This is a genomic window from Pseudoxanthomonas sp. GM95, assembly GCF_900109775.1.
GTDB lineage: Bacteria > Pseudomonadota > Gammaproteobacteria > Xanthomonadales > Xanthomonadaceae > Pseudoxanthomonas_A.
Genome location: NZ_FOAX01000001.1, coordinates 303,156 through 329,207, shown reverse-complemented (window position 1 = coordinate 329,207; position 26,052 = coordinate 303,156). Strand labels below are relative to the sequence as shown.

General features: G+C 67.9%; 20 protein-coding genes. 5 read left to right on the top strand and 15 right to left on the bottom strand.

The features are described from left to right. The first annotated feature begins 86 nt into the window (after positions 1 to 86). The gene (locus BMZ17_RS01520) at positions 87 to 2,846 is read left to right on the top strand and encodes a winged helix-turn-helix domain-containing protein (protein WP_093134430.1); all 2,760 of its coding nucleotides are present in this window, start codon (positions 87 to 89) and stop codon (positions 2,844 to 2,846) included. Between the two features lie 68 nt (positions 2,847 to 2,914). Here the strand turns inward: BMZ17_RS01520 and BMZ17_RS01515 are convergent, their stop codons facing one another. From BMZ17_RS01515 to BMZ17_RS01495, 5 genes are all read right to left on the bottom strand, one after another. Further along, positions 2,915 to 4,141 carry a pyridoxal phosphate-dependent aminotransferase gene (locus tag BMZ17_RS01515; RefSeq protein WP_093134426.1) on the bottom strand — a complete coding sequence of 409 codons (1,227 nt, stop codon included), beginning with the start codon at positions 4,139 to 4,141 and terminating at the stop codon, positions 2,915 to 2,917. Between the two features lie 30 nt (positions 4,142 to 4,171). Further along, positions 4,172 to 4,672 carry a RidA family protein gene (locus tag BMZ17_RS01510; RefSeq protein ID WP_093134422.1) on the bottom strand — a complete coding sequence of 167 codons (501 nt, stop codon included), beginning with the start codon at positions 4,670 to 4,672 and terminating at the stop codon, positions 4,172 to 4,174. A gap of 38 nt (positions 4,673 to 4,710) precedes the next feature. Further along, entirely contained in the window at positions 4,711 to 5,160 is a 450-nt protein-coding gene (locus BMZ17_RS01505) for a c-type cytochrome (protein WP_093134418.1), read from the bottom strand. After that, on the bottom strand, positions 5,157 to 6,764 hold the full coding sequence (locus tag BMZ17_RS01500; RefSeq protein ID WP_093137981.1) for a flavin monoamine oxidase family protein: 1,608 nt from the start codon (positions 6,762 to 6,764) through the stop codon (positions 5,157 to 5,159). Before BMZ17_RS01500 ends, BMZ17_RS01505 begins: the two co-directional genes overlap by 4 nt. Before the next feature lie 200 nt (positions 6,765 to 6,964). Then, the gene (locus tag BMZ17_RS01495) at positions 6,965 to 9,697 is read right to left on the bottom strand and encodes a TonB-dependent receptor plug domain-containing protein (protein ID WP_093134414.1); all 2,733 of its coding nucleotides are present in this window, start codon (positions 9,695 to 9,697) and stop codon (positions 6,965 to 6,967) included. 356 nt (positions 9,698 to 10,053) lie between these two features. Between BMZ17_RS01495 and BMZ17_RS01490 the strand changes: the two genes are divergently transcribed. Then, positions 10,054 to 10,695 (top strand): HAD-IA family hydrolase, encoded by a 642-nt coding sequence (locus BMZ17_RS01490; protein ID WP_093134410.1) that lies wholly within the window; start codon positions 10,054 to 10,056, stop codon positions 10,693 to 10,695. Positions 10,696 to 10,699: 4 nt separating this feature from the next. Next, entirely contained in the window at positions 10,700 to 11,824 is a 1,125-nt protein-coding gene (locus BMZ17_RS01485; RefSeq protein ID WP_175485444.1) for a trans-sulfuration enzyme family protein, read from the top strand. A 199-nt stretch (positions 11,825 to 12,023) separates the two neighbouring features. Here the strand turns inward: BMZ17_RS01485 and BMZ17_RS01480 are convergent, their stop codons facing one another. Then, entirely contained in the window at positions 12,024 to 12,602 is a 579-nt protein-coding gene (locus BMZ17_RS01480) for a YceI family protein (protein ID WP_093134405.1), read from the bottom strand. Positions 12,603 to 12,677: 75 nt separating this feature from the next. Beyond that, the gene (locus BMZ17_RS01475) at positions 12,678 to 13,268 is read right to left on the bottom strand and encodes a malonic semialdehyde reductase (RefSeq protein WP_093134402.1); all 591 of its coding nucleotides are present in this window, start codon (positions 13,266 to 13,268) and stop codon (positions 12,678 to 12,680) included. A gap of 181 nt (positions 13,269 to 13,449) precedes the next feature. Here BMZ17_RS01475 and BMZ17_RS01470 point away from each other — a divergent pair, with 181 nt between their 5' ends. Beyond that, entirely contained in the window at positions 13,450 to 14,403 is a 954-nt protein-coding gene (locus BMZ17_RS01470; RefSeq protein WP_093134399.1) for a mitochondrial fission ELM1 family protein, read from the top strand. A 2-nt stretch (positions 14,404 to 14,405) separates the two neighbouring features. Here BMZ17_RS01470 and glnE read toward each other — a convergent pair whose 3' ends face one another. Continuing rightward, positions 14,406 to 17,210: a bifunctional [glutamate--ammonia ligase]-adenylyl-L-tyrosine phosphorylase/[glutamate--ammonia-ligase] adenylyltransferase gene (gene glnE / locus BMZ17_RS01465; protein WP_093134395.1), complete on the bottom strand. Its 2,805-nt coding sequence runs from the start codon at positions 17,208 to 17,210 to the stop codon at positions 14,406 to 14,408. Between the two features lie 64 nt (positions 17,211 to 17,274). Between glnE and BMZ17_RS20785 the strand changes: the two genes are divergently transcribed. Beyond that, positions 17,275 to 17,832, top strand: a complete 558-nt coding sequence (locus BMZ17_RS20785) for a hypothetical protein (protein ID WP_139202768.1) — start codon at positions 17,275 to 17,277, stop codon at positions 17,830 to 17,832. On the opposite strand, the gene lipB is transcribed toward BMZ17_RS20785, so the two are convergent. From lipB to mrdA, 7 genes are all read right to left on the bottom strand, one after another. Then, positions 17,785 to 18,480: a lipoyl(octanoyl) transferase LipB gene (lipB, locus tag BMZ17_RS01460; protein ID WP_093137979.1), complete on the bottom strand. Its 696-nt coding sequence runs from the start codon at positions 18,478 to 18,480 to the stop codon at positions 17,785 to 17,787. The two genes, BMZ17_RS20785 and lipB, sit on opposite strands and share 48 nt — an antisense overlap. A gap of 14 nt (positions 18,481 to 18,494) precedes the next feature. Next, complete coding sequence (locus BMZ17_RS01455) at positions 18,495 to 18,773, bottom strand: DUF493 family protein (RefSeq protein ID WP_093134392.1); 279 nt, start codon at positions 18,771 to 18,773, stop codon at positions 18,495 to 18,497. A 121-nt stretch (positions 18,774 to 18,894) separates the two neighbouring features. Then, positions 18,895 to 20,091 (bottom strand): D-alanyl-D-alanine carboxypeptidase family protein, encoded by a 1,197-nt coding sequence (locus BMZ17_RS01450; protein WP_093134387.1) that lies wholly within the window; start codon positions 20,089 to 20,091, stop codon positions 18,895 to 18,897. 79 nt (positions 20,092 to 20,170) lie between these two features. Then, positions 20,171 to 21,580, bottom strand: coding sequence for a septal ring lytic transglycosylase RlpA family protein (locus BMZ17_RS01445; protein WP_217645721.1), 1,410 nt, complete (start codon positions 21,578 to 21,580; stop codon positions 20,171 to 20,173). Next, a complete protein-coding gene (gene mltB / locus BMZ17_RS01440; protein WP_093134377.1) occupies positions 21,577 to 22,740 on the bottom strand; it encodes a lytic murein transglycosylase B in 1,164 nt (387 codons plus the stop codon). Before mltB ends, BMZ17_RS01445 begins: the two co-directional genes overlap by 4 nt. Positions 22,741 to 22,851: 111 nt before the next feature. Beyond that, positions 22,852 to 23,967: a rod shape-determining protein RodA gene (gene rodA / locus BMZ17_RS01435; RefSeq protein WP_093134372.1), complete on the bottom strand. Its 1,116-nt coding sequence runs from the start codon at positions 23,965 to 23,967 to the stop codon at positions 22,852 to 22,854. Continuing rightward, positions 23,964 to 26,051: a penicillin-binding protein 2 gene (mrdA, locus tag BMZ17_RS01430; RefSeq protein WP_093134367.1), complete on the bottom strand. Its 2,088-nt coding sequence runs from the start codon at positions 26,049 to 26,051 to the stop codon at positions 23,964 to 23,966. Before mrdA ends, rodA begins: the two co-directional genes overlap by 4 nt. Position 26,052: the final 1 nt, after the last annotated feature.

Here is a 26,052-nt window from a genome sequence, read left to right as displayed (position 1 = left end):
GCGGCTCAACGCGCTCATGGCGCGTGGCCCGATGCTGGGACGCACAGCGCCGATCTTTGGGGAGATCGGACACGTCGGAGACGCGCGTGCCCGTAGCAAAACCAGTTGCACTGATCGGCCCGCGCCCGTCCATTGCCCGTGACGGCATTGCTGCGGGCGACTGGATCCTGCCGGACAAGCTGGAACCCCCACGCCTGCACGTGGATGCGGTCCAGCGCGAACGCCTGATCGCCCAACTCGACCAGGGCATCGGCCTGCCCTTGACCCTGCTGCTTGCCCCGCCGGGCTTCGGCAAGACCACCTTGCTGGCGCAGTGGCATGCGCATGTCTTCGCCAGCGGCCGCGCCCAGGTGGCGTGGCTGTCGCTGGACGAGGACGACGCCGATCCGACCCGTCTGCTGGCCTATCTGGCGCTGGCGCTGGGGCTGGGCGGATTCGAGAACAACACCATGCCGCTGGGCGTGGCCCATTGGCGCGACCTGGATCCGGCCGCCACGCGCACCGCGCTGCTGCGCGCAGTGCGCTGCGCCCAGCAGCCGCTGGTGCTGGTGCTGGACGATTACGACCGCGCCGCCGGCCCGGCCGCAGATGAACTGATCACCCTGCTGGTCGAACATGGTGGCCCGCGCCTGCACGTGCTGCTGGCCACGCGTCGTGCGCCGGCCTTGCCGTTGGCGCGGCTCGCCGTGCGCGGCGCCCTGCTGCAGGTGGGCGCCGAACAGCTGGCGCTGAACCGCCAGGAGACCCGCGCCATGTTGGGCGAGCACTCCAGCGACGAAGACGCGCGCCGGCTGCGCCACAAGACCGAAGGCTGGCCAGTCGCCGTGCGCCTGGCCGCGCTGTGGATTTCCGGCGATGGCCGCCGCAGCGAGGATGTCGCCCGCTTCTCCGGCCGCACTGCCGGGCTGGCCGCGTACCTGGCCGAACAGGTCGTGCGCGACCTCGACCCGGAACTGCGCGATTTCCTGCTGGAAACCACCGTGCTGGAGCGCTTCAACGCCGCGCTAGCCGATACCGTGCGCGGCCGCCAGGACAGCGGCCAGCTGCTGGCGCGGCTCGGCCATTTCCAGGGCCTGCTGGTGCCGCTGGACGATGACCACGAGTGGTTCCGCTATCACCCGCTGTTCGCCGATTACCTGCACCAGCAGCTCGATCGCCAGTCGCCAGGCTTGGTCGTCCACCTGCATCGCCGCGCCGCGCAGTGGTGCGCCGCGCACGACCAGCTGCCCGAAGCCGTGCGCCATGCGCTGCGCGCCCACGACGTGCCGCTGGCCGCCGAATGCATCCGCCAGGCCGGCAGCTGGCAGATGCTGCTGCAGCACGGCACCGCCTCGGTCCGCGCGCTGCTTTGCCAGTTCGACCCGCGCGTGATCCGCGATACGCCGCCGCTCAACCTCACCCAGGCTTACCTGCACATGCGGCTGGGCGAGTTCAGCCACGCGCAGATGCTGCTGGAGCGTTTCCGCGATTTTCCCGAAGACCTTCGCGCGCCGCTGGAGCGCGACTACACGGTCGTGGTGGCGCTGCTGCGCGACCTGATGGACCTGGTCTGCGGCAATCCGCGCGGTATCGCACAATTGGCGGCGCAGGCCGACGCGCTGGATGAAGACGATCACCTGGGCCGCGGCACGCTGCTGTGCATCTGCGCCACCACGGCGCTGGGACGCAGCGAGTTCGGCGAGGCCCATCGGCTGTCGCAGGACGCGGTCGATGTGATGTCGCGCAGCGACACGCCCAACACCGCCGGCTACGCGCTGGTGCACCTGGGACAGAGCCATTTCTATCGCGGCGCGCTGGACCAGGCCGAAGTTTGCTACACCCACGCCCTGCAGCTGGCCCAGCCGCAGCATGGCGTGGACGCCACGCTGGTCGCGGCCTGTCGCTGCCTGCTGGCCCAGCTGCGGGCCGAGCGCGGCCGCTACGACGAAGCCGCCGACCTGCTCGAAGGCGCACTGGATGCGCTGGAGCAGGACGATGGCTGGGTCGATGTCTACGCCGCCGGCTTCAGCACCGCGCTCACCCTGGCGCGCCAGCGCGACCGCAGCGGCCGCGCCGCCCATGCGCTGCTAGACCGCATCGATGCGTTGGCCACGCGCCGGCATCTCACCCGCCTGACCGAACTGGCCGCCGCCTGGCGTCTGGACGTGTTGCTGGACCTGCCGGGCAACAGCGCGATCGACGCGGCGATGGCGCGCTCCGGGGGCGAAGCCGCCTTCCTGCACGCGCTCACCAGCGGCCACGGCTGGCGCCAGGGTCACGCCCTGGGCTTTGCCCTGGCGCGCTGGCATGCACTGTGCGGTCGCGCCGGCCAGGCTGTGGCGATCCTGCATCGCCAGCAGCAGGCGGCCGAAGCCGCAGGCGATCGCTATCACCTCGGCCGCATCCAGTTGCGTTTGGCCATGACCTTGCAGCAGCGCGGCCAGATCGAGGCGGCGCTGATTCCATTGGGCCTGGCGCTGGATCACATTGCCGGCGCGCGCGCCTGGCAGGTGGTGGTCGACGCCGGCTTGCCGGCCAAGGCCCTGCTGCGCAGCGCGCGCCAGCTGGACCCGCAGGCCGCGGCCGGCACCACGCGCGCGCTGACCATCCAGACGCTGTTGGACAAACTGTCCTTCGACGAAGCACAGGTCACCGAACTCTTCAGCGAGCGCGAACTGGAAGTGCTGGCCGAACTGGCCCAGGGCCATTCCAACAAGCACATCGCGCGGCGCCTGGCGGTGTCGGAAAACACGGTGAAGTTCCACCTCAAGAACCTCTACCGCAAGCTCGAAGCCACCACGCGCGAATCCGCACTGGGGATCGCGCTGCAGCGTGGCTTGATCGCCGCGACCGCACCGCCGGGCTGACCCAAACAGAACCCCTGCCGCGCGAGCGGCAGGGGTTAGGGATCACTCAAGCGATCTCGATTGCGCGATCAGGCGTAGGCGGTGTGGCTGCCGTCGCGGCGCTCGTCTTCCAGCAGGGCCATCTTCACCGGCACCGGGCCGCGCTTGCCGGCCATCACCTTGGCGAAGGCGTCCTTGAAGCGCGCCATTTCCTCCGGCGTGCCGATGGTGATGCGTGACCAGGTCGGCCACACCGGCCAGGCGCGACCAACGAACACACCGTAGGTCGCCATGGCCTCCATGAACTCCGGCGCCGGGCGCTTGACGTCAACCATGAAGCAGTTGCTCTCCGAGGTCGTGCAGGCATAACCCTCGCTGGTCAGCCAGTTGGTGATGCCATCGCGCAGCTTGGTGTTGGCATCGCGGCGCGTGGGCACCAGGTCCGGATCACGCAGGCTGGCCAGGCCGGCCGCCATCGCGGTCACCGACAGCGCATTGGTGCTGAAGTAGGTGATGCGCTCCATCAGGTCCGGACGCGCCACCACGTAGCCCAGGCGGATGCCGGCCATGCCGTAGAGCTTGGAGAAGGTGCGCAGGATCACCACGTCCTCGCCTGCCGCGACCATGTCCGCGCCGGTCACGGCGGTGGGCGACAGGTGGATGTAAGCCTCGTCCAGTACCAGGATGCTGCCCTTGGGCTTGTGCTTGAGCGCGTACTCGATGTCCTTGCGCGTGGTGATCGAGCCGGTCGGGTTGTTCGGGTTGCAGATGTAGATCATGCCGGCCTTGGGGTCGGCCGCGCACATGGCTTCCACGTCGTGACTGAAGTCCTTGCGCAGCGGGATCTTGTGCACCGGTGCCTTGACCCGGTCGGCGGTGCGCCAGCCCGATTCGAAGGTCGGATCGGCCGTCACCAGCGACGCCGTCGGCGAGGTAAACGCCATCACCGTCTGCTGCAGCGGCAGGCCCGAGCCGGCGTACGGCACGATGTATTCGGGCTTGACGTTGAGCTGGGCGGCCATCTCCTCGACCAGCTCCTTCTGCATGTTGAACAGATAGCGACCGCCTTCCGGCGCGATGGCGTCGATTGCCTTCAGCGCGGCAGCGCTGGGGCCGAGCGGGTTTTCGTTGGCGTTGATCATCACCGGGGCCAGGCCCAGGTCGGAGGCCTGCTTGACATCGACCTTGGGCGCGCGACGTGCGGCTTCCTGCGCAAACGCCGGACCGGCCAGGCCCAGCAGCGGCGCGGCCGTGGCCGCACCGGCGGCCAGGGCCGAGCCATGCAGGAAACGACGGCGGGAAATGGGGGCTTTCATGGGGCAACTCCTAGGCGGGGGAGGAATACGTCAGGGACGGACGGCGACCACTTCGATCTCGATGCGCATGCCGGGATTGCCCAGCGCGGCGATCTGGAAGGCAGAACGCGCCGGCAGGTTCATCTGCTTGGCGTCCTTGCCGAAGAACTGCGTGTAGCCCTCCATGAAGCCCTTGAAATCCATCTTGCCGCCGGTCTCCGGGCCGCCGACCAGGAAGGCCTGCATCTTGACCACGTCCTTCATGCCCAGGCCCATGCCTTCGAGCTGCTTCTGGATCTGGGTGAGCACGCTGATGGTCTGGGTCTTGGTATCGCCGAAGGCTTCCACCGAGTCCTTGGGCGCCGAGGCGTTGGCCACGGCCGGCACCTTGCCGCTGACGTAGATGGTGGCCTTGCCGGCCGGCACTTCCACCGCCGCGGCGATCGGGAAATCGCTGCCGGGAATCGGCACGCGCACCACATCGGCAGCCTGCGCGGCCAGCGGCAGGGCCAGGAAGCTCAGCATCAGGGGAAGACGGCGGGACAGGCGCATGGGAACTCCGTTTTGAAAGAAGGAAAAAGACATCGGCATCAATCGTCGCTGGCGCCGGACGGCGCAAGCGCGGCACGCAGCGCCTTGACGTCGGCATCGGTCACCGGCTCGTCGTACTGGTTGCCGAAGTGCGTGCGCACGTAGGCAGTGACTTCAGCCACCTGCTTGTCGCTGAGCATGCCCCGAAAACCCGGCATGGCGCCATTACCGGACAGCACCATCATCTCCACATAGGGCGCGGCGGCCAGCTTGGGATTGGAGGCCAAGGCCGGATATTCGCCGGCACCACGCGCGCCCTGCCCGGCGGGCATGTGGCAGCCCTGGCAGATGGTGGTGTAGACCTGCGCGCCGTTGGCGTGGCTGAAGTCGCGGGTGTTGACCAGGCCGGTCGCATCGGAGGTTTGCGCGCGTACCGGCGCGGCCAGCCACGCCGGCACCACCAGCAAGGCCGCCGCCAGCGCGGCGCAACTCAGGACTTTGACGCTCATGCCTTGCCTCCGGTCGCCAGTACCTTGGCGTGCAGGCGGCCGATGACATCGTGCGCGGACAGCACCGCGCCCTCCTGCCAGGCCGGGATGTAGGAGATGTGTTCGCCAGCCATGGCGATGCGGCCATCGATCTGGCAGGCCGCTTCGTAGTGCTGCGTACGCAGGTCCTCGTTCCACGCGCCGAAGCAACCGTGGTGGCTGGGCACGCGATGCCAGGCGACCGAGACGCCGTTGTCGAATTCCTTCGGATACTGCGGATGGATCTGGCTGCCATAGTCGACGGCGCGCTTCACGCGTTCGGCCGGGCTGTGAGAGGTGAAGTCGAACGCATCCAGGCCCCAGATGTAGGCGCCCAGCAGCACGCCCTTGCCCGGCGCTTGGAAGCCGGTGCTGGGATAGCTGATGTTGGTGATCGGCAGGTTGGTGTAGCTGATGCCGCCGTAGATGGCCTCGTCCTCTTCCCAGAAGCGACGCTTGAACTGCAGGCCGACCTTCACCGAGGAGGCATAGGGCAGCTTGGTGATCGCCTCGCTCATCGCCGGGCCGACCTTGACCGGGATGCGGCTCAGCACGGAAAACGGGATGGTGCAGATGCACCAGTCGGCCTTCTCGGTGCGCGTGGTGCCCGGCGCGGTGGTGTCCTCGTAGCTGACGGTGACGCCGTGATCGTCCTGGTCGATGTTGGTGACCTTGGCGTTGTACTGGATCACGCCCGGGCCCAGCTCGCGCGCGAACGCCTTGCCGACCATGTCCATGCCGCCCACGGGCTGGAACATGCTGGTCTGCATCTCGATGCCGTTGCCGGCCGCCAGCTGGCTCCATAGGCGCGAGCGCAGCACGTCCTCGGCCGCCATCGGCTTGGACAGCGCCGGCTTGCCGCTCAGGCCGCCGCCGGGATATTTGGCGTAGCCACGGCGCAGGTTGCTTTCCTCGGTCATGGCGTAGGCCATGTTCTTGTCCAGGCCGCCCCAGCTGCGCAGCGATTCCAGCAGCAGCTCCTGGTCTTCCTTGGTCACTGCTTTGTCCAGCGCGCCCTGCCGGGTGACCTTGGCCAACAGTTCGGAGACATGGCCCTTGTAGTCGGCATCGATTTCGCGGAAGCGCTGTGGCTTGCCGCCGAACGCCTCGGTGTTGTGCAGGAAGGCGTTGTAGTTGACCTGCACGAACGATTCCAGCGCCACGCCGAACTGCTTGCAGTACGCCAGCATCGCGCGGTGGTGGTGCGGGATGCGCCACGGGCCCGGGTTGATGTACAGGCCGTCATCGAAACCGCAGTGCTGGGTTTCGCCGCCCAGTTCGGTGTAGGTATCGCCGCCGCGCAGGGTCCAGTTACGACCGCCGGGACGCGCGTTGTATTCGAGGATCTTGACCTTGTAGCCAGCCTTGCGCATTTCGTAGGCGGCGGTCATGCCGGCCATGCCAGCGCCGAGGATGAGTACCGTGGCGCCCTTCGGATTACCCTGCAGGTGCACCGGGCCCTTGTAGCCGGATTCGGCGGCAAAACCCAGGCTGCTCATCGCCTGGTACATCATGGAACCGCCAGCGGCCAGCCCGATGCGGGCCAACAGCTGGCGGCGGCTCATTGCAGTGGTGACGCCCTTCATTGAGTTCATCCCGTGGGCGGCGACCGGCACATCCAACGCGTGGCCACCGAAGTGCTGAAAAAAGTCCGCCCACTGCATCTGCGGTGGGCGCCGCGGTCCCGGAAAGACCGCTGGAAGTCTTGGGTAGATCGAAGTCCTGCGATTCCCTCATGCGCGCCGTCCCACCTGCACGCGGCAGGCAGGACGGCGCGGTGTCGCGATCAGAAGCGATAGGTCAGCTTGGCGTAGTAACGCGCGCCGAAGTAACCGATCGGGCTGCCCGAGAAGCCGGCGTAGTTGCTGCTGGCGATGTACTCGTTATTGCCGTTCTGGTAGTTGGCCACGTCGTAGTTCCACACCGCCGACGGGATCTTGTCAGGGTATTCGTTGAACACGTTGTCGCCGCCGACACTGATGGTCCACTGGTCATCGGGCTTGAAGCTCAGGTCGAAGCCGGTGGTGAGCATCGTGCCCAGCTTGAGCTTGTAGTACTCGCCGCCGCCCAGGGTCACCACGTCCAGCTGGTCAGCCAGCTGCTCGTAACCGGCCAGGCTGTTGACCTGGGTCTGCGGGCCGTAGATTGACTCGCGCAGGGTCAGGGTGAACTTCTGCCAGTTGAAGGTCGCCGCCAGGTTGACGCGGAACTTCGGGCTGGCGTGCTCGATGTCGTAGATGTTGGCTTCGGTGAACAGCGGGATGCTTTCGAAGCCCGTGACGCGGCCGGCCTTGGTCACCTCGGTCTTGTTGTAGTTGGCCGCCAGCAACCAGTCGATCGAGCCCCAGCTGAACTCGCTCATGTAGTTGGTCACCCAGTCCACGCCGGTGGTCTTGGTGTCCAGCACGTTGCTGAGGAAGCTCAGGTTGATGTTGGCGCGCGCGGTCTGGTCGAAGCTGCCGCCCGGTGCCGACGGATCGTTGGCATCGCTGATGAAGCCGCCAGCGACCAGCGCATCGCCCAGGATCTGGTTGTAGGTGTCGTCCGGCACGCCGTCGCCGTCGGTGTCGGCCGGATCGGGCAGGTCGGCGTTCCAGCTGCCGGTGGTGCGGCCGGTGACCGTGGCGGCCGACTGCGCCACCGAGTAGGCGAACGAGCCCATGTAGGTCCGGTCGGCGATCTTGATCTGGTACGCATCAAGGGTGGAGGTCAGGTTCGGCAGCGGCTGCCACACCAGGCCCAGCGAGAAGTTCTTGCTGGTTTCCGGCTTCAGGCCGTTGCCCACCGACGAACCGGCCAGCGTAGCGGTCGCACCGGTCGGGCTGACCTGGATCGCGGTGTAGTACTGCTCGCCCATGTTCGGCGCGCGGAAGCCGGTGCTGGCCGTGCCGCGGATGGCGAAGGTGTCGGTGATGTCGTAGCGGGTGGTGAACTTGCCGATCGCCTTGCTGCCGAAGTCGCTGTACTTCTCGTAGCGACCGGCGATGTCCACCAGCCAGGCTTCGGTCGGATACAGGATCACGTCGGCGAACACGGCCTGGCTGTGGCGCGAGTAGTCACCCGCCGACAGCGGGTTGTAACCCGGGAAGGACGAGGCGCCGGCGCCGTAGTACGAGGTCGGGTCGCCAGCTTCGATGCCGTATTCGTCGCGACGGTATTCCACGCCGGCGTTCAAGGTCAGCGGGCCACCGGCCAGGCCGATGTCGAAGTCCTTGGTGACAGCCGCATTGGTGTCCCACTGGGTGCTGTAGAAGGAGCCGTCGTAGAAGTTCTCCGGCGAGGTGCCGAAGTCGTTCCACAGCGAGAAGTTCATCGAGTTGACCGTGTAGACGTCCATCTCGTTGCGGCCGTACTCGGTGGACACGTCCCACATCCAGCCGCTGCCGAACTCGCCCTTCAAGCCCAGGGTCAGGTCGTAGTCCTTCTCCTCCGAGCGCTCGGACGGATTGAAGCCATACGGATACTTGTGCTCGCCCACGTCGTTGACGTCGCCGTCGCCGTTGAAGTCGTAGCCACCGTCCTGCGAGGGACGACGATAGTTTTCTTCCGACTGCGCGGTCTTCTGGCCGTAGCTACCGAAGGCGTAGAACTCCAGGCCCTCGCCGAAGTCGTAGCCGGCGTTGAACATGGCGATCTTGCGGTGCACTTCCGGCGGGTTGAGCCAGGCGTTGAGGGCCGGGAAGCGGCCATTCATCAGCGCGCCCTGGTCGTTGGCCAGGCGGGCCAGCAGGTCACTGCGGCCGTTGGCGTTGGCATACGCCGCGCAAGCCACCTGGTCGGCCAGGCAGTTGGCGTAGCTGGGGTTGGACATGCGGTAGACGGTCTTGCGGTTTTCCACTTCGGCGCTGATGTTGACGAAGCCGCTCTCGCCGCCGAAGCCGATGTTGCCGCCCCACGAATCGGTGCCGCCACCGCCATCGGCGTAGCCGGCATACCCGGCGTTGAGTTCGCCGCCGGAGGCGCCCTTCTTGAGGATGATGTTGATCACGCCGGCGATGGCGTCCGAGCCGTACAGCGCGGCGGCGCCGTCGGTCAGCACTTCGACGTGGTCGATGGCCGACTGCGGGATGTAGGACAGGTCGGTGGCCATTTCGCCACTGCCGGCCACGCCGAAGTTGGAGGTCACGTGGCGGCGCTTGCCGTTGACCAGGACCAAGGTGTGGTTGGCGGTCAGGCCACGCATGGAGGCGGTCAGGGTCTGGCTCATCATGTCGCCGCCGACCTGGGAGGCGTTGTACGACGGCACCTGGTTGGCGATGGCGTTCATCAGGTCTGGCGCGGCGGTCTTGGTCAGCGCTTCGGCACTGACAAGCTGGATCGGCGCCGGGCTGTCGGTCACGGCCATGTTGGCCTTGCGGGTACCGGTGGAGATGACGCTGACCGAATCCAGGGTCTTGGCCTGGTCGGCAGGTGTATCGGCCAGCGGAGCATCGGCTGCATGGGCCTGGACGACGGCGGCCAGCAGCAGGGAGGCGGAGACGGCAACGGCGAGAGGACGGCGGGTGGGGCGACTGCGCATGACCTGGGGGCTCCTGAGCAAGGCGAAGGGAAGGACTGCGACGGAAGGACCTGGAGGCGGGCGACCGGATCCCCTTGAACCGGTGTCCTGTGCGGACGGCGCGCTCGCTTCACACAAACCTAACCTCGGAAATCCGCTCCACCGCTGCCCGCGACGGGTAGGTCCCCCCTCGCCGGGTAGGTGCCCGGCGTCACACTCCCGCCCCGCCTGCCCACCCGCCTGTCAGCTGGCGAAAACCCGTCTTCGCCACGCTCCGGGACGCGACCTGCGCAGGCGTTGTCGCTATCCTCGCGGGCTGGTTTCCCCCGACCCGCCATGACCCTGCCCTTCCCGCGCGCACTGCGCGCCCTGCCCGCATGAACCGGCTCGAACGCCCGCGCCTGCGCCCGCCCGCGCTGGTCCTGTTCGACCTGGACGACGTGCTGGCCCGTTACGAACGCCGGGTGCGCCTGGTCGAACTGGCCCACCGCAGCGGCACCAGCCCGGCGGCGGTGCAGGCGGCGTTGTTCGACTCCGGGCTGGAGCACGAGTCCGACATCGGCCTGTGGCGCCCGGAGGACTACGCCGACGAACTCTCGCGCCGCCTCGGCGCGCGCCTGACCCTGGCCGACTGCATCGCCGCGCGCACCGTGGCCGTGCAGGCCGATCCGGCGATGGTTGCCCTGGCCCGCGAGGTCGCGCGGCACGCGCAGGTGGCGATCTTCACCAACAACGGCCCGTTCCTGACCCTGCACCTGGAGCAGATCTGCCCGGCGCTGTTCCCGCTGTTTGCCGGGCGCGTGGTGGGCGCGGGCGATGTCGGCATCGCCAAGCCTTCGCCGCAGGCCTACCTGCGCGCCCTGGCGCTGCTGGATGCGGCGCCGGCCGATACCCTCTTCATCGACGACCGCGACGAGAACGTCAGCGGCGCGCGCGCGGCCGGGCTGGATGCAGTGGGCTTTTCCAGCGCCGATACGCTGGCTCGCGTCTTCGACTTCTATCACCTCACCGGGAACTGACCTGATGCGCCTTGAAACCCTCGCCATCCACGCCGGCGGCGAATATGACCCGGAAACCGGCGCGGTCGTCCCGCCGATCCACCTGGCCACCACCTTCCGCCACGGCCCGGCGGCCGAGCGCATCGCCGGCTACGAGTACCAGCGCGAAGGCAATCCCACCAACGACCGCCTGCGCGCAGCCGTGGCCGCGCTGGAAGGCGCCGCCCAGGCGATCACCTTCGCCTCGGGCATGGCCGCCATCACCACGCTGCTGGAAACCCTGCCGCCCGGCGCGCGGGTAATCGTTCCCGACGACTGCTACGCCGGCCTGCGCCTGTTGGCCACCGAATACCTGCCCGAACGCGGCATGCAGGTGCAGCGCCTGGACATGACCGACCTCGCCGCGGTCACCGCGGCCTGCGCCGACGGCATCGATGTGATCTGGGTGGAAACCCCGTCCAACCCGATGATGCAGGTCAGCGATATCGCCGCGCTGGCCGAACTCGCGCACGCACGCGGCGCGCTACTGGTGGCCGACAACACCTTCGCCTCGCCGGTGCTGCAGCAGCCGCTGGCGCTGGGCGCGGACATCGTCATGCACTCGACCACCAAGTATTTCGGCGGCCACAGCGACGTGCTGGGTGGCGCGTTGGCGTTCGCGCGCGAGGACGACCTGTACCGCGCGGTCGCCCATCGCCTGCACATCACCGGCGCGGTGATGGCGCCGTTCAACGCGTGGCTGACCCTGCGTGGTTGCCGCTCGCTGCCGGCGCGCATGGCACTGCATTGTTCCAACGCCAAGGCGCTGGCCGAATACCTGGAAGCGCAGCCGCAAGTAGACGCCGTGCACTATCCCGGCCTGCCCTCGCACCCCGCGCACGCGCTGGCCATGCGCCAGATGCGCCAGGGCGGCGGCATGCTCAGCGTGCAGATCAAGGGTGGTCGCGACGCGGCGCTGGCGGTGGCCGGCGCGCTGCAGATTTTCACCAACGCCACCTCGCTGGGCGGCTGCGAATCGCTGGTCGAGCATCGCGTCTCGGTCGAAGGCCCGGCGTCGGTCACGCCACAGAACCTGCTGCGCGTGTCGGTCGGCCTGGAACACATCGACGACCTGATCGGCGACTTCGCCCAGGCGCTGGCCAAGGCCTGAGCTGCGCAACATGAGCGAACTGCTGAGGTGGGAGCCGATTCATCGGCGATGGGCTTTCGAAGGAAAGCCTCATCACTGCTAAAGCAGCTCCCACAAACACACGCTGGATTACTCAAAACAACAACGCCGCCGGATTCGCACCCGGCGGCGTTGTTGTTTTACCGATGAAGCCGCTGCACGCAGCGCCCTCATCACGACATCACTTGGCCTTCGGCACGTCGGCTTCGGTGGTGATGTGCAGCTTCACTTCGTCGCTGACCATCGGCGCATACGCACCGACGCCGAAGTCCGAACGCTTGACCGTGGCGGTCGCGTCGAAACCGATCGACTGGGTCTTCTTCATCGGATGCTCGGCGGCTTTGTTCAAGGTGACATCCAGCACGACCGGCTTGGTGATGCCCTTGATGGTCAGGTCGCCGGTGACCTTCAGCTTGTCCTTGCCGGCGGCTTCGACCTTGGTGCTCTTGAAGGTGGCGGACGGGAACTTGGCCGAATCGAAGAAGTCGGCGCTGTTGAGGTGGGTGTTGAACTTGGCGGTGAAGGCCTGCAGGCCGCTCAGCGGCAGGGTCACTTCGACGCTGGACTTGGACACGTTGGCCGCGTCATAGGTCAGGCTGCCGTCGGCATCGCCGAAGTGCGCGCTGGGGTTGGAATACCCGAAGTGGTTCCAGGTGGCGATGACGTCGGTGTGGGCCGGGTCGAGCTTGTAGGTGACCGGCGTGGCGAACGCCGGGGCGACCAGGGCGGACAGGGCGGCGGCGAGCAGGAACTTGCGCATGGATGACTCCTAGAGTGGTGTGGCGGCTAAGGGAACAGCGGTGGCGTTGCCGCCAGGTGAATCGAATCGGATCGCTCAGACGATGCGCGCGGCTTCGTCGAAGGACAGGCGCGGCAGGCGATCGAACACGCCAGCCGGATCGCCATGGCCCAGGTTGACCAGGAAGTTGGACTTGATCGAGGTGTCGGCGAAAAACGCTTCGTCGACCTTGGCGTTGTCGAAGCCAGACATCGGGCCGGCATCCAGGCCCAGCGCGCGCGCGGCCAGGATCAGGTACGCGCCCTGCAGGCTGCCGTTGCGGAAGGCCGCTTCCACGCGTCCTTCCTGCGGGCCGTCGAACCAGGCCTTGGCATCGGTATGCGGAAACAGCTTGGGCAGCTGCTCGTGGAAGTCCAGGTCGTGCGCGATGATCACGGTCACCGGCGCTGACATCGTCTTGCCTTCGTTGTTGGCCGACAGCGCCGGCTTCAACTTGGCCTTGGCTTCGGGCGAGGTGACGAACACGAAACGCGCGGGCGTGCCGTTGGCCGCGGTCGGGCCCCATTTCAGCAGGTCGTACAGCGCGTGCAGTTGTTCGTCGCTGACCGGCGCATCGGTGAACGCGTTCTGGCTGCGCGCGGTGCGGAACAGCTGGTCGAGCGCTGCAGCATCAAGACTCTGGGACATCGAACCCCTCCGAACAGAATAGGAAAGCGACACGTGCTGCCTTGCGGCTTCACGCGAGGCCGGCCGGCAGTGTAGGGTGTGGCTGCAGATGCAACACCACGGCGATCCGCAACGGATTGTTTTGGCTTTCAGAACAAATGCACCTGCCTGGACCCTGTCTGTTTCGTCAGCACGACCGCCGATGACCTCGCTACCACGGACCTGGACCTTGACCGATGGGCATGCCGGCAACGTGCGCCAGGCCGCTGCGCTCGCCCATGCACTCGGTTTGCCCGCGCGCGAGTGGGTGCTGCAGGCACGCGCACCGTGGAAGCAGCTTGCCCCGCGCGTGTTGCCGGGCAGCGACGGCGCCTTCGGGCCGCAGTTCCAGACCGCGCTCGACCACGCACCTGCGCTAGCCATCGGCTGCGGACGCCAGGCCGCGCTGGCCACGCGCGTGTTGCGCGCCTACGGCAGTCGCGTGATCCAGATCCTCGATCCGCGCGTGCGTCCACAGCATTGGGATCTGGTGATCGCCCCCACGCATGACGGCCTGCGCGGTCCCAACGTGCTGACCCTGCTCGGCAGCCTGCATCCGGTGGACGATGCGTGGCTGGCCGATGCGCGCCAGCAGTTCTCGCGTCTCGGCGCCCTGCCCGGCCCGCGCACCGCGCTGCTGGTCGGCGGACCCAGCGCCCATGCCACGCTCGATGCCGGCGAGATCCAGCGCATCTGCCTGGCGATCAATCCGATCGTGCAGCGCGAAGGCGGCACGCTGATGATCGCCACCTCCCGGCGCACGCCAGCCGAGGTGGTCGCGGTGTTGCGCGAGCGCTACGGCAACACGCGCCACCTGCTGTGGTGCGATGACGGCGACGGCGCCAATCCGTATCCCGGGCTGCTCGGCTGGGCCGACCGCATCGTCTGCACGGCAGACTCGGTCAACATGCTGTCCGAAGCCTGCGCCACGCATGCGCCGGTCTTCGTGCCCACGCCCGAGCGCGTGCGGGGTCGACCGCAACGCTTCCTCCGCGCCCTGCTGGAACGCGGCCGCATCCACGCCCTGGACGACACGCTGGAGCATTTCGAGGTCACGCCCCTGCGCGAGACCGCGCGCGTGGCCAGGCAGGTCAAGCTGCGCTTGGGGCTGGGCTGAGGTCAGCCGCTGGAATCACGACCACCCGCAAAGACCAATCCACTTGCCTCGCACGCAGCCGTGACCACTTCACGCGCCTGCTGAAGCGCGGGCGTCGGTGCGGTCAGGCGCGGGCGTCGATCCAGGGTGCAGGACAGGCTGGCGGCGAGCAGCGTGGTGTGGGCGTCGATCAGGCTTGCGTCCGTGTCGGCCGGCAACAGCGACGCATCAGCCATCGCCTGCAGCAAGGCGCGCGTGTTTTCCGGATCGAGCAGTGCGGGCACGCGCGCGGCGTGCTGCAGCACCAGCGCCTGCAGCAGGAACTCCAGGTCCACCAGTCCGCCCGCACCCTGCTTGAGGTCGAACCGCTCGGCGCTGCTGCGGTCCAGTTCGGCGCGCATGCGGCTGCGCATGTGCAGGACGTCCTCGCGCAGCTTGTCTTGTTCGCGCGGCGTGGCCAGGGTCTGGTCGCGGATCTGGTCGAAGGCATCCAGCAGACCTCCATCACCGGCCACCGCTCGCGCGCGCACCAGCGCCTGGTGTTCCCAGGTCCACGCGCGATGGCGCTGGTAGTCGGCGTAGCTGTCGAGCGAGGTGACCAGCAACCCCTTGGCGCCATCGGGACGCAGGCGCACGTCCACCGCATACAGGCGGCCGGCACCGGTCATGGTTTCCAGCAGCGCCACGACCTTCTGCGCCAGGCGCAGGTACCAGCGCCCGGCGTCCAGCGCGCGCGCGCCATCGGATACGGCATCGGCCGGCGCGCGATACAGGAACACCAGGTCCAGGTCCGAGCCGAAGCCCATCTCCTCACCGCCCAGACTGCCGTAACCGATCAATGCGAACTCGCCGCCAGCCACCTGTCCGTGCGCGGCTTCCACCGCGGAGCGCGCCATACGCAGCACCACGCCGCAGACCGCATCGGCCAGCCACGCGAGCTGGCGCGCCGAGGCATCGGGCGGCTGGCGTACATCCAGCGCCGCCAGCGCGATGCGGAAACCGAATGCCAGGCGTGTCTCGTTGAGCCGGCGCAGCGCGAGTTCCGGATCAGGGTCGAGCAAGGCCGCGTTGCAGGCGGCCAGCATGTCCTCACGCCCCGGCATCGGCCCGGCCGCGCGCGCATCGAGCAGTTCGTCCAGCAGCAGCGGATACTGCGCGACGCGCTCGGCCAACCAGGCGCTGCGCGCAACGACATCGACCAGGCGCGCCAGCGCACGCGGCGCTTCATCCAGCAGCGCGAGATAACTTGCCCGACGCAGGATCGACTGCAGCAACGCCAGGCTGCGCTGCAGCGCGGCGTCGGGACGATCCGATTGCGACGCCGCCTGCAGCACCGCCGGCAGCACGCGATCCAGCCGCGTACGCGCGACATCGGACAAGGCCGCCACGCCCGGCGCCTTGAGGAAATCGCGCAGGCGCGTATCGGACTGCGCGGGATCTTCGAAGCCGGCTTGCCGCAGTGTTGTCTCGGCTTCATCGCGATGGGCGAGCAGGCGCTGGAACGGCGCGCGTTCGTCTGCGTCATGCGCCGCTTCCGGTGCGGCCATCAGCGGTGCGAACGCGGCCGACACCACCGCGCGTTGCACCTGCAGCGCCGCACGCAGTGCGGCGACGTCGGCGTAGCCCAGCGAAGCGGCAATGCGCGCGGCATCTTCGGCGTTGTCCGGCACGCGATGGGTCTGCGCATCGCGCAGCATCTGGATGCGGTTTTCCAGCACGCGCAGGAAGCGATACGCGCCACGCAGGCCATCGGCCACCGATGAAGACAGCAGCCGCGCATCCACCAGCGCCGCCAGCGCCGCACGCAGGCCGCGCTGGCGCAGGCGCGCATCGCGTCCCCCGTGCACAAGCTGCAGCGCCTGGGCGAGGAATTCGATCTCGCGGATGCCGCCGGCGCCGCGCTTGATGTCGTCGGCCATGTCGCGACGCGCGACCTCGGCGGTGATCATCGCCTTCATCGCGCGCAGGCCATCGAGCGCGGTGAAATCCAGGTAGCGGCGATAGACGAACGGCCGCAGCGTCTGCAGCCAGTCCTCGCCCGCATCGATATCGCCAGCGACCGCGCGCGCCTTCAACCAGGCGTAGCGCTCCCAGTCGCGGCCTTCGGTCTGGAAGTAGCGATCCATCCCGGCAAACGACAGCGCCACGCGCCCGGCGTTGCCGTACGGCCGCAGGCGCAGGTCGACGCGATGACTGAAACCTTCGCCCGTGACTTCATCCAGCAACCGCGCCAGGCGCTGACCCAGCCGCGCGAAGTACTCCTCGGCGGCCAGCGGACGCGGGCCATCGGATTCGCCCTGCGCGGCGAACGCGTAGACCAGGTCCACGTCGGAAGAAAAGTTCAATTCGCCGCCGCCCAGTTTGCCCAGGCCGAACACGACCGGCCGCACGACCGCGCCTTCGCGATCGCGCACCTGGCCGTGCTTGGCGATGAACTCGCCCTCCAGCGCCGCCAGCGCCAGCTGCAGGCAGGTTTCGGCCAGCCGCGTGCTGCCAGCGAGGATCTCGTCGACGTCGGCGCCTTCCACCACATCGCGCCAGATAAGGCGCGTGGACTCGGCGGTGCGATGGCGCCGCAACTGGGTCGGCCACTGCTCGGGCGATGCTGCCGCAAGCGTCGGCACTGGGAGCGCGCCGCTGGCGTCCTTCAACAGATGTGCGAGCAACGCGGGCTGGCGACACAGCGTGTCGATGGCGAAATCGCTGGCCTGCGCCAGGCGCGACAGCTGCGCTTCGATCTCGGGCGCGACAAGCGCCTGCGCGATGTCCGGCGACGCGTCGCGCAACCGACGCAACGCCTTGGCAATGGGGTCTGGCACACTGGTCATGGGCGGCAAGTGTGCATCAAGCATTACCGCGGATCATGTAATCCATCATGGAAGAACCATCGACATGCAAGATGAAACGTCCTCAAGCGCGTACATGCCACCCAGCGCCCTTATCCTCGGTCAACCGCCGCGCTCCGAGCGCACGACTCCAGCAAGAAGCCTGAAGCGGATCGCAGCCGATATCGTTATCGGTGCCCTGGTATTTCCACTGATTGGTTCGGTCGCCTACGGACTGGCTGCCACCGGTGCACTTTTTCTGCACCAGTGGAGCGTAAAGACCCTGACAGGACAAAACGCCGCAGGCCTGCAACCTTCACTCCTGGCGATTCTGCCTGCCGTCATCGTCTGCGGCTTCGCATCACTGTTCTTCTTGCCCATCTGGGGCGCGCTCGCTGGCTCGCTTCGCGCCCATCTAAGCAGTACCCGTTGGGGAAAGATGCTGTTTGCCCTGTCATCGGGACTCTGGCCGTTACTGCCAGGCTGGCATTTCGGACTCTTCATTCCCGGCAGCTGGACCGGCGTCTTACTCATCGCTTCGCTGCCCGCGGTCATCTGCGTGTATGGCTTGGCGTTGCTATTCGCCCGCCCGCAACGCGTCCGGCAGCCCGTCGATCCGACGTAGTTCCAGCTTGAACAGGTCTGCGATCTTCTCCAGCAGCACCGCCTTCACCGTCTCGATCGACGCCGGGCCGCCCAGGTCGGAGAGCGCGATGGTCTGCAGGCCCTGATAGCCGCAGGGATTGATGCGCCGGAACGGCTCCAAATCCATGGCGATGTTGAAGCTCAAGCCGTGGAAGGTGCAGCCACGACGCACGCGGATGCCGAGCGCGCCGATCTTGGCACCGGCCACGTATACGCCGGGCGCGCCGTCCTTGCGCGCGGCCACGATGTTCCACTCGGCGCAGGTGTCGATGATGGCCTGCTCGATCAGGCACACGTAATCGCGCACGCCGATCTTCAGGCGCTTGAGGTCCAGCAGCGGATAGACCACCAGCTGGCCGGGGCCGTGGTAAGTCACCTGCCCGCCGCGGTCGACATGGATGACCGGAATGTCGCCGGCCGCCAACACGTGCTCGGGTTTGCCGGCCTGGCCCAGGGTGAACACCGGGTCGTGCTCGACGATCCACAGCGCATCGGGCGTGGCCTCGTCGCGCGCGTCGGTGAAGGCCTGCATCGCGCGCCACACCGGTTCGTAGTGCTGGCGACCCAGGTCGAAGACCGTCGCCGGCAGCGGCGCACGCGCGACGCTCGCCTCGTCCACGCCCGCCACCGGGCAGGCGTCGGTCAGATCGTCCACTTCACTTCCGGATGCTCGCGCAGCGCTTCATGCGCGGCGTCGTACTGGGCACGATCCTGCGCGTGGAAGGCGATGCGCACCGAGACGTACTTGCCGTTGGAGGAGTGCTTCCAGCTGATGCGCTCTTCCACCACCTCGATGCCGGCGGCGGTGAGCAGGCGGGGAAGCTCGGTCTCCAGCGCGATGCCGGCCGTGCCCATGGCGCTGAGCTCGAAGGTGCCGGGGAACTGGAAGCCGTGGTCGGGGTTGTCAGAAGAGATATCCATGCCCGCGATTATCGGGTCGGCTCCGGCCAAACCCAAGTCGCCGCCGGCGCCGGCCGTGTTGCAGGCACGAAAAAGCCGGCATCTGCCGGCTTTTTCGGTCTATCAGGTCAGGCGTGATGCCTCAGACCGATTCCCACCACATCCAGAAGGCATCCCACAGGCGACGGAAGAAGCCCCCCTCCTCCACGCCTTCGATCGCCACCAGCGGCGCCTGGGCGATGGTCTTGCCGTCCAGGTTCACCTTGACCATGCCGATCTGCTGGCCGGCCTTGATCGGCGCCACCAGCTGCTTGGGCACGTCCATCGATGGCTTGAGCTGGTCGTACTTGCCGCGCGGCACGCCGACCAGCAGCGGGGCGGCCACGCCCAGCTGGACCTGCTGGGTTGCGCCCTTCCACACCTTCTGCGTGGCCAGGGCCTTGCCCGGCTCGTACAGGCGGTGGGTTTCGAAGAAGCGGAAGCCCCAGTTGAGCAGCGCCAGCGAATCGTCGGCGCGCTGCTTCTCGGACACGTCGCCCATGATCACGGTGATCAGGCGCTGGTCGCCGCGGATCGCCGAATTCATGATGCAGTAGCCGGCCTGCGAGGTATGGCCGGTCTTGATGCCGTCCACGCTCGGATCGCGCCACAACAGCAGGTTGCGGTTGGGCTGGGTAATGCCGCTGACGGTCATCTCCTTGATCTTGTTGTACGCGTAGGTGTCCGGGTAATCGCGGATCAGCGCGCGGCCCAGCAGCGCCATGTCGTAGGCGCTGGAGTAGTGACCATCGGCCGCCAGGCCGTGCACGTCGGCGAAGTGCGAATCCTTCATGCCGATGCGCTGGGCATAGGCGTTCATCAGCTGGACGAAGGCTTCCTCGCTGCCGGCGGTGTGCTCGGCCAGGGCGATGGCGGCGTCGTTGCCCGACTGCACCACCATGCCTTTTTCCATGTCTTCCAGGCGCGCGGTCTGGTTGACGGGGAAGCCGCTGTAGCTGCCGTCGGTGCCGGCGCCGCCTTCGCGCCAGGCGCGCTCGGTCATCATGACCTGGTCGTCGCGCTTGATCTTGCCGTTCTTCAGCTCCGACGCCAGCACGTAGGAGGTCATGACCTTGGTCATGCTGGCCGGGGCCAGATGCTCGTTGATGTTCTGGCCGGCCAGGACCTGGCCGCTGGCCGCGTCCATCACGATCCAGGCCTTGGACACGGCCGGAGCCGGCGCGTCGGGGATCTGGACCTCCGGCGGCGGCGCGGTGCTGACGTCCGGTGGCGGCGTCTGGGCAATGGCCGCGCCGAAGGCGGCGGTCGCCAGGGCGGCGAAGGCAAAACGGAACTTCATGGAGAACACACCCCTAGGGAATCTTGAAAGAGTTGGATGACACGGCTGCAGGCACCAGACCACGGCCTGCGGCGTTGGTTCACTCGCGCACGACCTGCGGGCGCGAAAACCCCAGGCCGGCGATGCGCGAAGCCAGCGCGTCGGCCCCGGCATTGTCCGCTGCACCGACCCGCACGCGCCACAGGGTGCGGCCACCGGCGATCACATCGCTGAGTGATGCGGTCGGAATCCCGGCCGCGACCAGGCGGGCAACGGCCTTCTCGGCGTTGTCGCGGCTGGCGAAGCTGGCGACCTGCAGCAGCACGTTCATCGCGGCCTGGCCGTAGCTGCCGGCGCTGGTCTCGGGCTTGGCCGCGACGGGCTTGGCAGGCGCTGCGACCGCAACCGGGCGCGCCGGCGCAGGCGTCGCGACCTTGGCTTCAGTGGCAACGGCAACCTGGCTGGCGCCGGCGACGGGCGTGCCCGGCTTGCCGGTGGCCACGTGCACGCCCTGGCTCTGCATCCAGGCTTCGAAGCGGTCGGCGCTGGCCGGCTCCTTGGTGTTGGGGATCACGTGGTAGCGCAGCGAGGGATCGCTGGGGCTGGCCTTGCTCGCGGCCGCAGGCACCGCCACGGGCTTGGTCGAGGCCACCGCCGCGCTGGTCGCTGCGCTTGGCGATGGCGTGGCCGGTTTGGCCGGCAGGCCAGCGACCATCTGGTCCATGCCCGAAGGCTTCACCGGCGCCGGCTTGCCGGTGGCGATGGTGGTCGGCACACCGGTGGCGATCGTGGTGGGCACGCGGCTGGCGGGCTGGCCGCGGCTGGCCAGCAAGGCCGGCAGCTTGGGATCGTCCGGATGCAGCGCCTTGACTTCGACCCGGCCAGTGCCGCGCGCGGTGATGCCCAGCTTGACCGCGGCGGCGTAGCTGAGATCGATCACGCGGCCATCGTGGAACGGCCCGCGGTCGTTGACGCGCACGATCACGTCCTTGCCGTTATCCAAGTTGGTCACCAGCGCGAAGCTCGGCAGCGGCAGCGTCTTGTGCGCGGCGGTGAACTGGTACATGTCGTAGACCTCGTGGTTGGAGGTCTTGCGGCCGTGGAATTTCTGCCCGTAATACGAGGCCAGGCCCTGCTCGTCGTAGTCGGCGGCGGTATCCAGGACCTTGTAGTCCTTGCCCAGCACCGAATAGGGCGATTTGTTGCCGTAGTCGGACATCGGCTCGGAGGAGATCTTCGGCTCGGCGATGCAGTCCACGTCGGGTACTTCGGTCGGCGTGCTGTCCGAGACGCCCGGCTTGTAGAGGCCGCCGGCGGTGTAATCGCCGCGGGTGGAGAGGTCTTCCTGCGCCGGTGCGTAACGGCCGTGGCAGCCGGCCGCGACCGCGGCGGGCGGCGTCGCGCCCTTGGGCACCGAGACCAGGGCCTCGCCCGGTTTGGACGCCTTGCGCGGCGCGCTGCTGCACGCGGCCAGCGTCACCACCACCAGCAGGAGCAGCCAGGTCCTCATGCCGGCGGCAACGGGCGGCCGGCGATCGCTTCGGAGAGTTGCCATACGGCCATCGCGTACATCTTGGAGTTGTTGTAGCGGGTGATCGCGTAGTAGTTGCGGAAGCCGAGCCAGTACTGCGGCCCGTTGCTCGCCGCCAGCGTCACCGGCGTGGCGGTCTCGCCGGGCGGTACCGGCGCCAGCGCGGTGTAGCCGCGCGCGGCCAGATCGGCCTGGGTCCAGGTCGGGGTCCAGTCCAGCGGATCGAACGCAGCCTTGCCCGGCGCCAGCGTGGCCTGCACCGCGACCGGACCGCCGCGCTCCCAGCCGTAGGCGCCGCCCTTCTTGACGAAGTAGTTGGCCACCGAGGAGAAGATGTCGTCGAAATCGGTCAGCAGGTTGATGCGGCCGTCGCCGTCGCCGTCCACGCCGAAGTCGCGGTAGCTGGACGGCATGAACTGGCCCAGCCCCATCGCGCCGGCGTAGCTGCCGGTGAGTGTGGTGAGGTCGAGGTTCTGTTCCTTGGACAGCGCGAACAGCTGCGCGAGTTCGTCGCGGAAGAACAGCTCGCGGCGCGCTTCGTACTGGGCACGCGCCGGATCGCCGGTGCGCGGATAACGGAATGCCAGCGTGTACAGCGCATCGACGATCGGGGTCTTGCCGGTGTAGCCGCCGTAGCTGGTTTCCACGCCCAGGATCGCAACGATGATTTCGGCCGGCACGCCGGTGCGTTCCTGCACGCGCATCAGTTCGGCGCGGTGCGTGGCGAGGAATTTCTGGCCGCCGCTGATGCGCGACTCGGTGATGAAGCGCGGGCGGTACTCGCTCCAGCCGATGGTGCGCTCGGCCGGCTTGGACATCAGCTTGATGGTGTCCTCGCGCCAGTTGGCATGGGCGAGCGTGGCTTCGATCCAGGCCGGGTCCAGCTGGAAGCGCGCGGCGGTATCGCGGATGAAGTTGGCGCGCGAGACCTCGAACGGCACAGGCGTCAGGTCCAGCAACTGCGCATCGGCGCGCTGCTCGACCGCGGTCTCGGCCGGTTTTCCACCAGGCACCGGGACCGGCGGCCGCGTGGGCGCGGGCTGCTGGACGGTCTGTTTCGGAGGAGTCGAGGGCTTGGGCTGGGTCGCACAGGCGACCAGGCCAAGCGTGAACAGGCAGGCAAGTGCACGTCGGATCATCGGGCGCGAGGTTAGCACGCACGCTGCGGAAATGAACCCTGACTTGTCAGTCACTTGCCGCGGTTTGTTCATGTGCAACCGGCGTTTCGCACGGCGCCACAACGCACTGCGTCAGCGATTCACCGGCCGGTGCGAGCGCACCGCCATCACCAATCCCAGCCCGGCCAGCAGCGAGACCGCCGAGGTGCCGCCGTAACTCATCAACGGCATCGGCACACCCACCACCGGCAGCAGGCCGGAGATCATGCCGCCGTTAACCAGCACGTAGACGAAGAACGCCAAGCCCAGCGAGCCGGCCAGCACGCGCGAATAGGTGTCGCGCGCTTCCATCGCGATCCACAGGCAGCGGCCGACGATCACCAGGTACAACGTCAGCACGGTGGCCACGCCGACCCAGCCGAATTCCTCGCTCAACACCGAGAACGCGAAATCGGTGGTCTGCTCGGGGATGAAGTTCAGGTGCGACTGGCTGCCCAGGCCCCAGCCCTTGCCGGTCAGCCCACCCGAGCCGATCGCGATCTTGGACTGGATGATGTTCCAGCCCGCGCCCAGCGCATCGTTCTCCGGATTGAGGAACATCATGATGCGGTCCTTCTGGTAGGGCCGCAGCAGGAAGAACCACGCCGCCGGCGCCGCACTGGCCACGCCAGCTACGCCGATGCCCACCCACCACCACGGCAGGCCGGCCAGCAGCAGCGCGAACGCGCCGGAGGCCGCGATCAGCACGCCGGTGCCGAAATCCGGCTGCAGCATGATCAGCCCGGTCGGGATGCCGATGATCACCGCCGCGACCAGCACCGTCGGGATCCTGGGCGGCAGCGGCATGCGGTGCAGGTACCAGGCCACCATCATCGGCATGCTGATCTTCAGCAGCTCGGCCGGCTGCAGGTAGAACACCTTCAGGTCCAGCCACTGGCGGCCGTATTTGCCGGTGCCCAGCACGAACACCGCCAGCAGCGGCAGCATCGACAGCGCATAGGTCATCGGCGTCCACGCGCGCAGGCGCGGCAGCGAGACCCGCGACAGCGCCCACATCGCGCCGGCGCCGATGGCAAAGCGGATGCCCTGCGCGATCACCAGATGGGTGCCGCCGGTCGCGCCGCCGGCGCTCTTGAGCACCGCCAGGCCGAAGCACATCACCCCGGCCAAGGCCAGGCACAGCACCCAGTCCAGGCTGCGCAGGAAGCGCCAGACCAGGTCGCCGAGATAGCGGATCAGATCGGTCATCGCGGCGCGTCGTCCGTCGATGGTTTGGCGGGCTCGGACGTCTCCGCACGGTTGGCGCCGGCCGGCGCTGCGGGTGCAGGCGGCGGTGCGCCCGGAGCGGGCGCGGGCGTGACTGGCCCGCTGCTGGCCGGCGGCGACTGGACCAGCGCCGGATCGACGTCGTCCACGCCCTGCTCGGCGTTGGCGTCGGCCTGCTCGCCTTCCATTTCGGTGGCCACGACCTCGGTGCCGTTCTCGTCGGTGCCCGGCATCTTGCCCAGCAGCCAGGCGTCGAAGATCTTGCGCGCGATCGGCGCGGCCGAGCTGGTGCCGAAGCCACCGGCCTCGACCGCCACGGCCACGGCGATGGTCGGGTTGTCGGCCGGCGCATAGCCTTCGAACAGGCCGCGATGGCGCAGGTGCATCGGCAGGCTGCGCGGGTCCACCGCCGCGGTGCCCTTGCGGCTGGCGACCTGCGCGGTGCCGGTCTTGCCCGCCATCTGGTACGGCGCCCCGCCGGTGATGGCAAAGCCGGTGCCGCCCGGGCGCATGGTGTCCTTCATGCCCTCGCGCACCCACTGCACGTTGGTCGGGTTGTCGCTGATCGGCTTGCTCGGGCCCGGCGCACGCGGCTGCCAGGGCTGGTCGAAGCCGTTGCGCTGGTCCATCACCAGGTGCGGCGTGCGCAGCTGGCCATCGGCGATGCCCGAGACTGCGCGCACCAGCTGCAGCGGCGTGACCTTCCAGTCGCCCTGGCCGATGGCGATGTTGACCGTATCGCCCGGATACCAGCCTTCCTTGCGGCTCTTCATCTTGAACGCCGGCGACGGCACGATGCCGCCGATCTCGCCGGTCAAATCGATGCCGGTGGGCGAGCCGAAGCCGTACTTGGTCATGTAGTCATCGACCTTGCCGATGCCCATGTCGATGGCGAGCTTGTAGTAGTAGGTGTTCACCGACTGGGCGATGGACTTGCGCAGGTCGGTCCAGCCGTGGCCGCCGCGGTGCGAATCGCCCCAGCCACGGCTGACGCCTGGCAGGTAGAACATGCCGGTGGAGAGGATCCGGTCTTCCGGCTTGCGCGCACCGCTGTCCAGGCCGGCCAGGCCCATCAGCGGCTTGATCGTCGAGCCCGGCGCCACGCCGCCCAGCACCAGCCGGTTGAACTGCGGCCGCGAGGGATTGTCGTTGAGTGCCTTGAAATCCTTCGACGAGATGCCGTTGACGAACAGGTTGGTGTCGAAGCTCGGCAGGCTGACCATCGCCAGGATCTCACCGGTGCGCGGGTCCATCGCCACGGCCGAACCCTCGTACTGGCCGAAGGCTTCGGTCATGGCCTGCTGCAGCTTGATGTCGATGGACAACTTCAGGTCGGTGCCGGCCTGCGCGGGCACGCGGCCGACCACGCCCAGCGCGCGGCCTTCCACGTTGGTCTCGACCTTCTCGTAACCGACCTTGCCGCGCAGCTGCTGCTCGTAATAGCGCTCCAGGCCGCTCTTGCCCATGTGGGTCAGCGCCGAATTGACCTCGCCCAGCTGCTGCAGGTCAGCCTCGTCCACGCGGCCAACGTAGCCGATGATGTGCGCCATCAGCGGCCCATACGGGTAATGGCGGGTCAGGTAAGGCACCACTTCCACGCCGGGAAAGCGCCAGCGGTTGACCGCCAGCACGGCGATCTCTTCTTCGCTCAGCTTGGGCTTGATGGTGATGCCGCGAAACCCGCGGCTGACCTTGCGCGTGGCCAGGAAGTGCTGCACTTCTTCCGGATCCAGCGCGATCACCTTACCCAGTTCGTCCAGCCAGGTGGCCGGATCGCCGGCCTGGTCGGGCACCACGTCCAGGCGGTAGGCGGGGATGTTTTCGGCCAGCAGCACGCCGTTGCGGTCGTAGATGCTGCCGCGCGCCGGCACCACCGGACGCAGCTTGATGCGGTTGGCCTCCGAGCGCGTGGCGTACTCGGCGTGGTCCACCACCTGCAGCTTGAAATACCAGCCGCCCAGGCCGGCCAGGCACAGGAACACGGCGACGAAGCCCAGCACCGCGCGGCGGCGAAACTGGTCGGCTTCAGCGTGCGCGTTCTTGAGCGGGCGGCGGCTGGAGATCATG

What these genes read in the sequence shown, in the direction of transcription:
- BMZ17_RS01515 (WP_093134426.1), bottom strand. Translation starts at nt 4,141, where the DNA reads ATGAAAGCCCCCATTTCCCGCCGTCGTTTCCTGCATGGCTCGGCCCTG.
- BMZ17_RS01510 (WP_093134422.1), bottom strand. Translation starts at nt 4,672, where the DNA reads ATGCGCCTGTCCCGCCGTCTTCCCCTGATGCTGAGCTTCCTGGCCCTG.
- BMZ17_RS01505 (WP_093134418.1), bottom strand. Translation starts at nt 5,160, where the DNA reads ATGAGCGTCAAAGTCCTGAGTTGCGCCGCGCTGGCGGCGGCCTTGCTG.
- BMZ17_RS01500 (WP_093137981.1), bottom strand. Translation starts at nt 6,764, where the DNA reads ATGAAGGGCGTCACCACTGCAATGAGCCGCCGCCAGCTGTTGGCCCGC.
- BMZ17_RS01495 (WP_093134414.1), bottom strand. Translation starts at nt 9,697, where the DNA reads ATGCGCAGTCGCCCCACCCGCCGTCCTCTCGCCGTTGCCGTCTCCGCC.
- BMZ17_RS01490 (WP_093134410.1), top strand. Translation starts at nt 10,054, where the DNA reads ATGAACCGGCTCGAACGCCCGCGCCTGCGCCCGCCCGCGCTGGTCCTG.
- BMZ17_RS01485 (WP_175485444.1), top strand. Translation starts at nt 10,700, where the DNA reads ATGCGCCTTGAAACCCTCGCCATCCACGCCGGCGGCGAATATGACCCG.
- BMZ17_RS01480 (WP_093134405.1), bottom strand. Translation starts at nt 12,602, where the DNA reads ATGCGCAAGTTCCTGCTCGCCGCCGCCCTGTCCGCCCTGGTCGCCCCG.
- BMZ17_RS01475 (WP_093134402.1), bottom strand. Translation starts at nt 13,268, where the DNA reads ATGTCCCAGAGTCTTGATGCTGCAGCGCTCGACCAGCTGTTCCGCACC.
- BMZ17_RS01470 (WP_093134399.1), top strand. Translation starts at nt 13,450, where the DNA reads ATGACCTCGCTACCACGGACCTGGACCTTGACCGATGGGCATGCCGGC.
- glnE (WP_093134395.1), bottom strand. Translation starts at nt 17,210, where the DNA reads ATGACCAGTGTGCCAGACCCCATTGCCAAGGCGTTGCGTCGGTTGCGC.
- BMZ17_RS20785 (WP_139202768.1), top strand. Translation starts at nt 17,275, where the DNA reads ATGCAAGATGAAACGTCCTCAAGCGCGTACATGCCACCCAGCGCCCTT.
- BMZ17_RS01455 (WP_093134392.1), bottom strand. Translation starts at nt 18,773, where the DNA reads ATGGATATCTCTTCTGACAACCCCGACCACGGCTTCCAGTTCCCCGGC.
- BMZ17_RS01450 (WP_093134387.1), bottom strand. Translation starts at nt 20,091, where the DNA reads ATGAAGTTCCGTTTTGCCTTCGCCGCCCTGGCGACCGCCGCCTTCGGC.
- BMZ17_RS01445 (WP_217645721.1), bottom strand. Translation starts at nt 21,580, where the DNA reads ATGAGGACCTGGCTGCTCCTGCTGGTGGTGGTGACGCTGGCCGCGTGC.
- mltB (WP_093134377.1), bottom strand. Translation starts at nt 22,740, where the DNA reads ATGATCCGACGTGCACTTGCCTGCCTGTTCACGCTTGGCCTGGTCGCC.
- rodA (WP_093134372.1), bottom strand. Translation starts at nt 23,967, where the DNA reads ATGACCGATCTGATCCGCTATCTCGGCGACCTGGTCTGGCGCTTCCTG.
- mrdA (WP_093134367.1), bottom strand. Translation starts at nt 26,051, where the DNA reads ATGATCTCCAGCCGCCGCCCGCTCAAGAACGCGCACGCTGAAGCCGAC.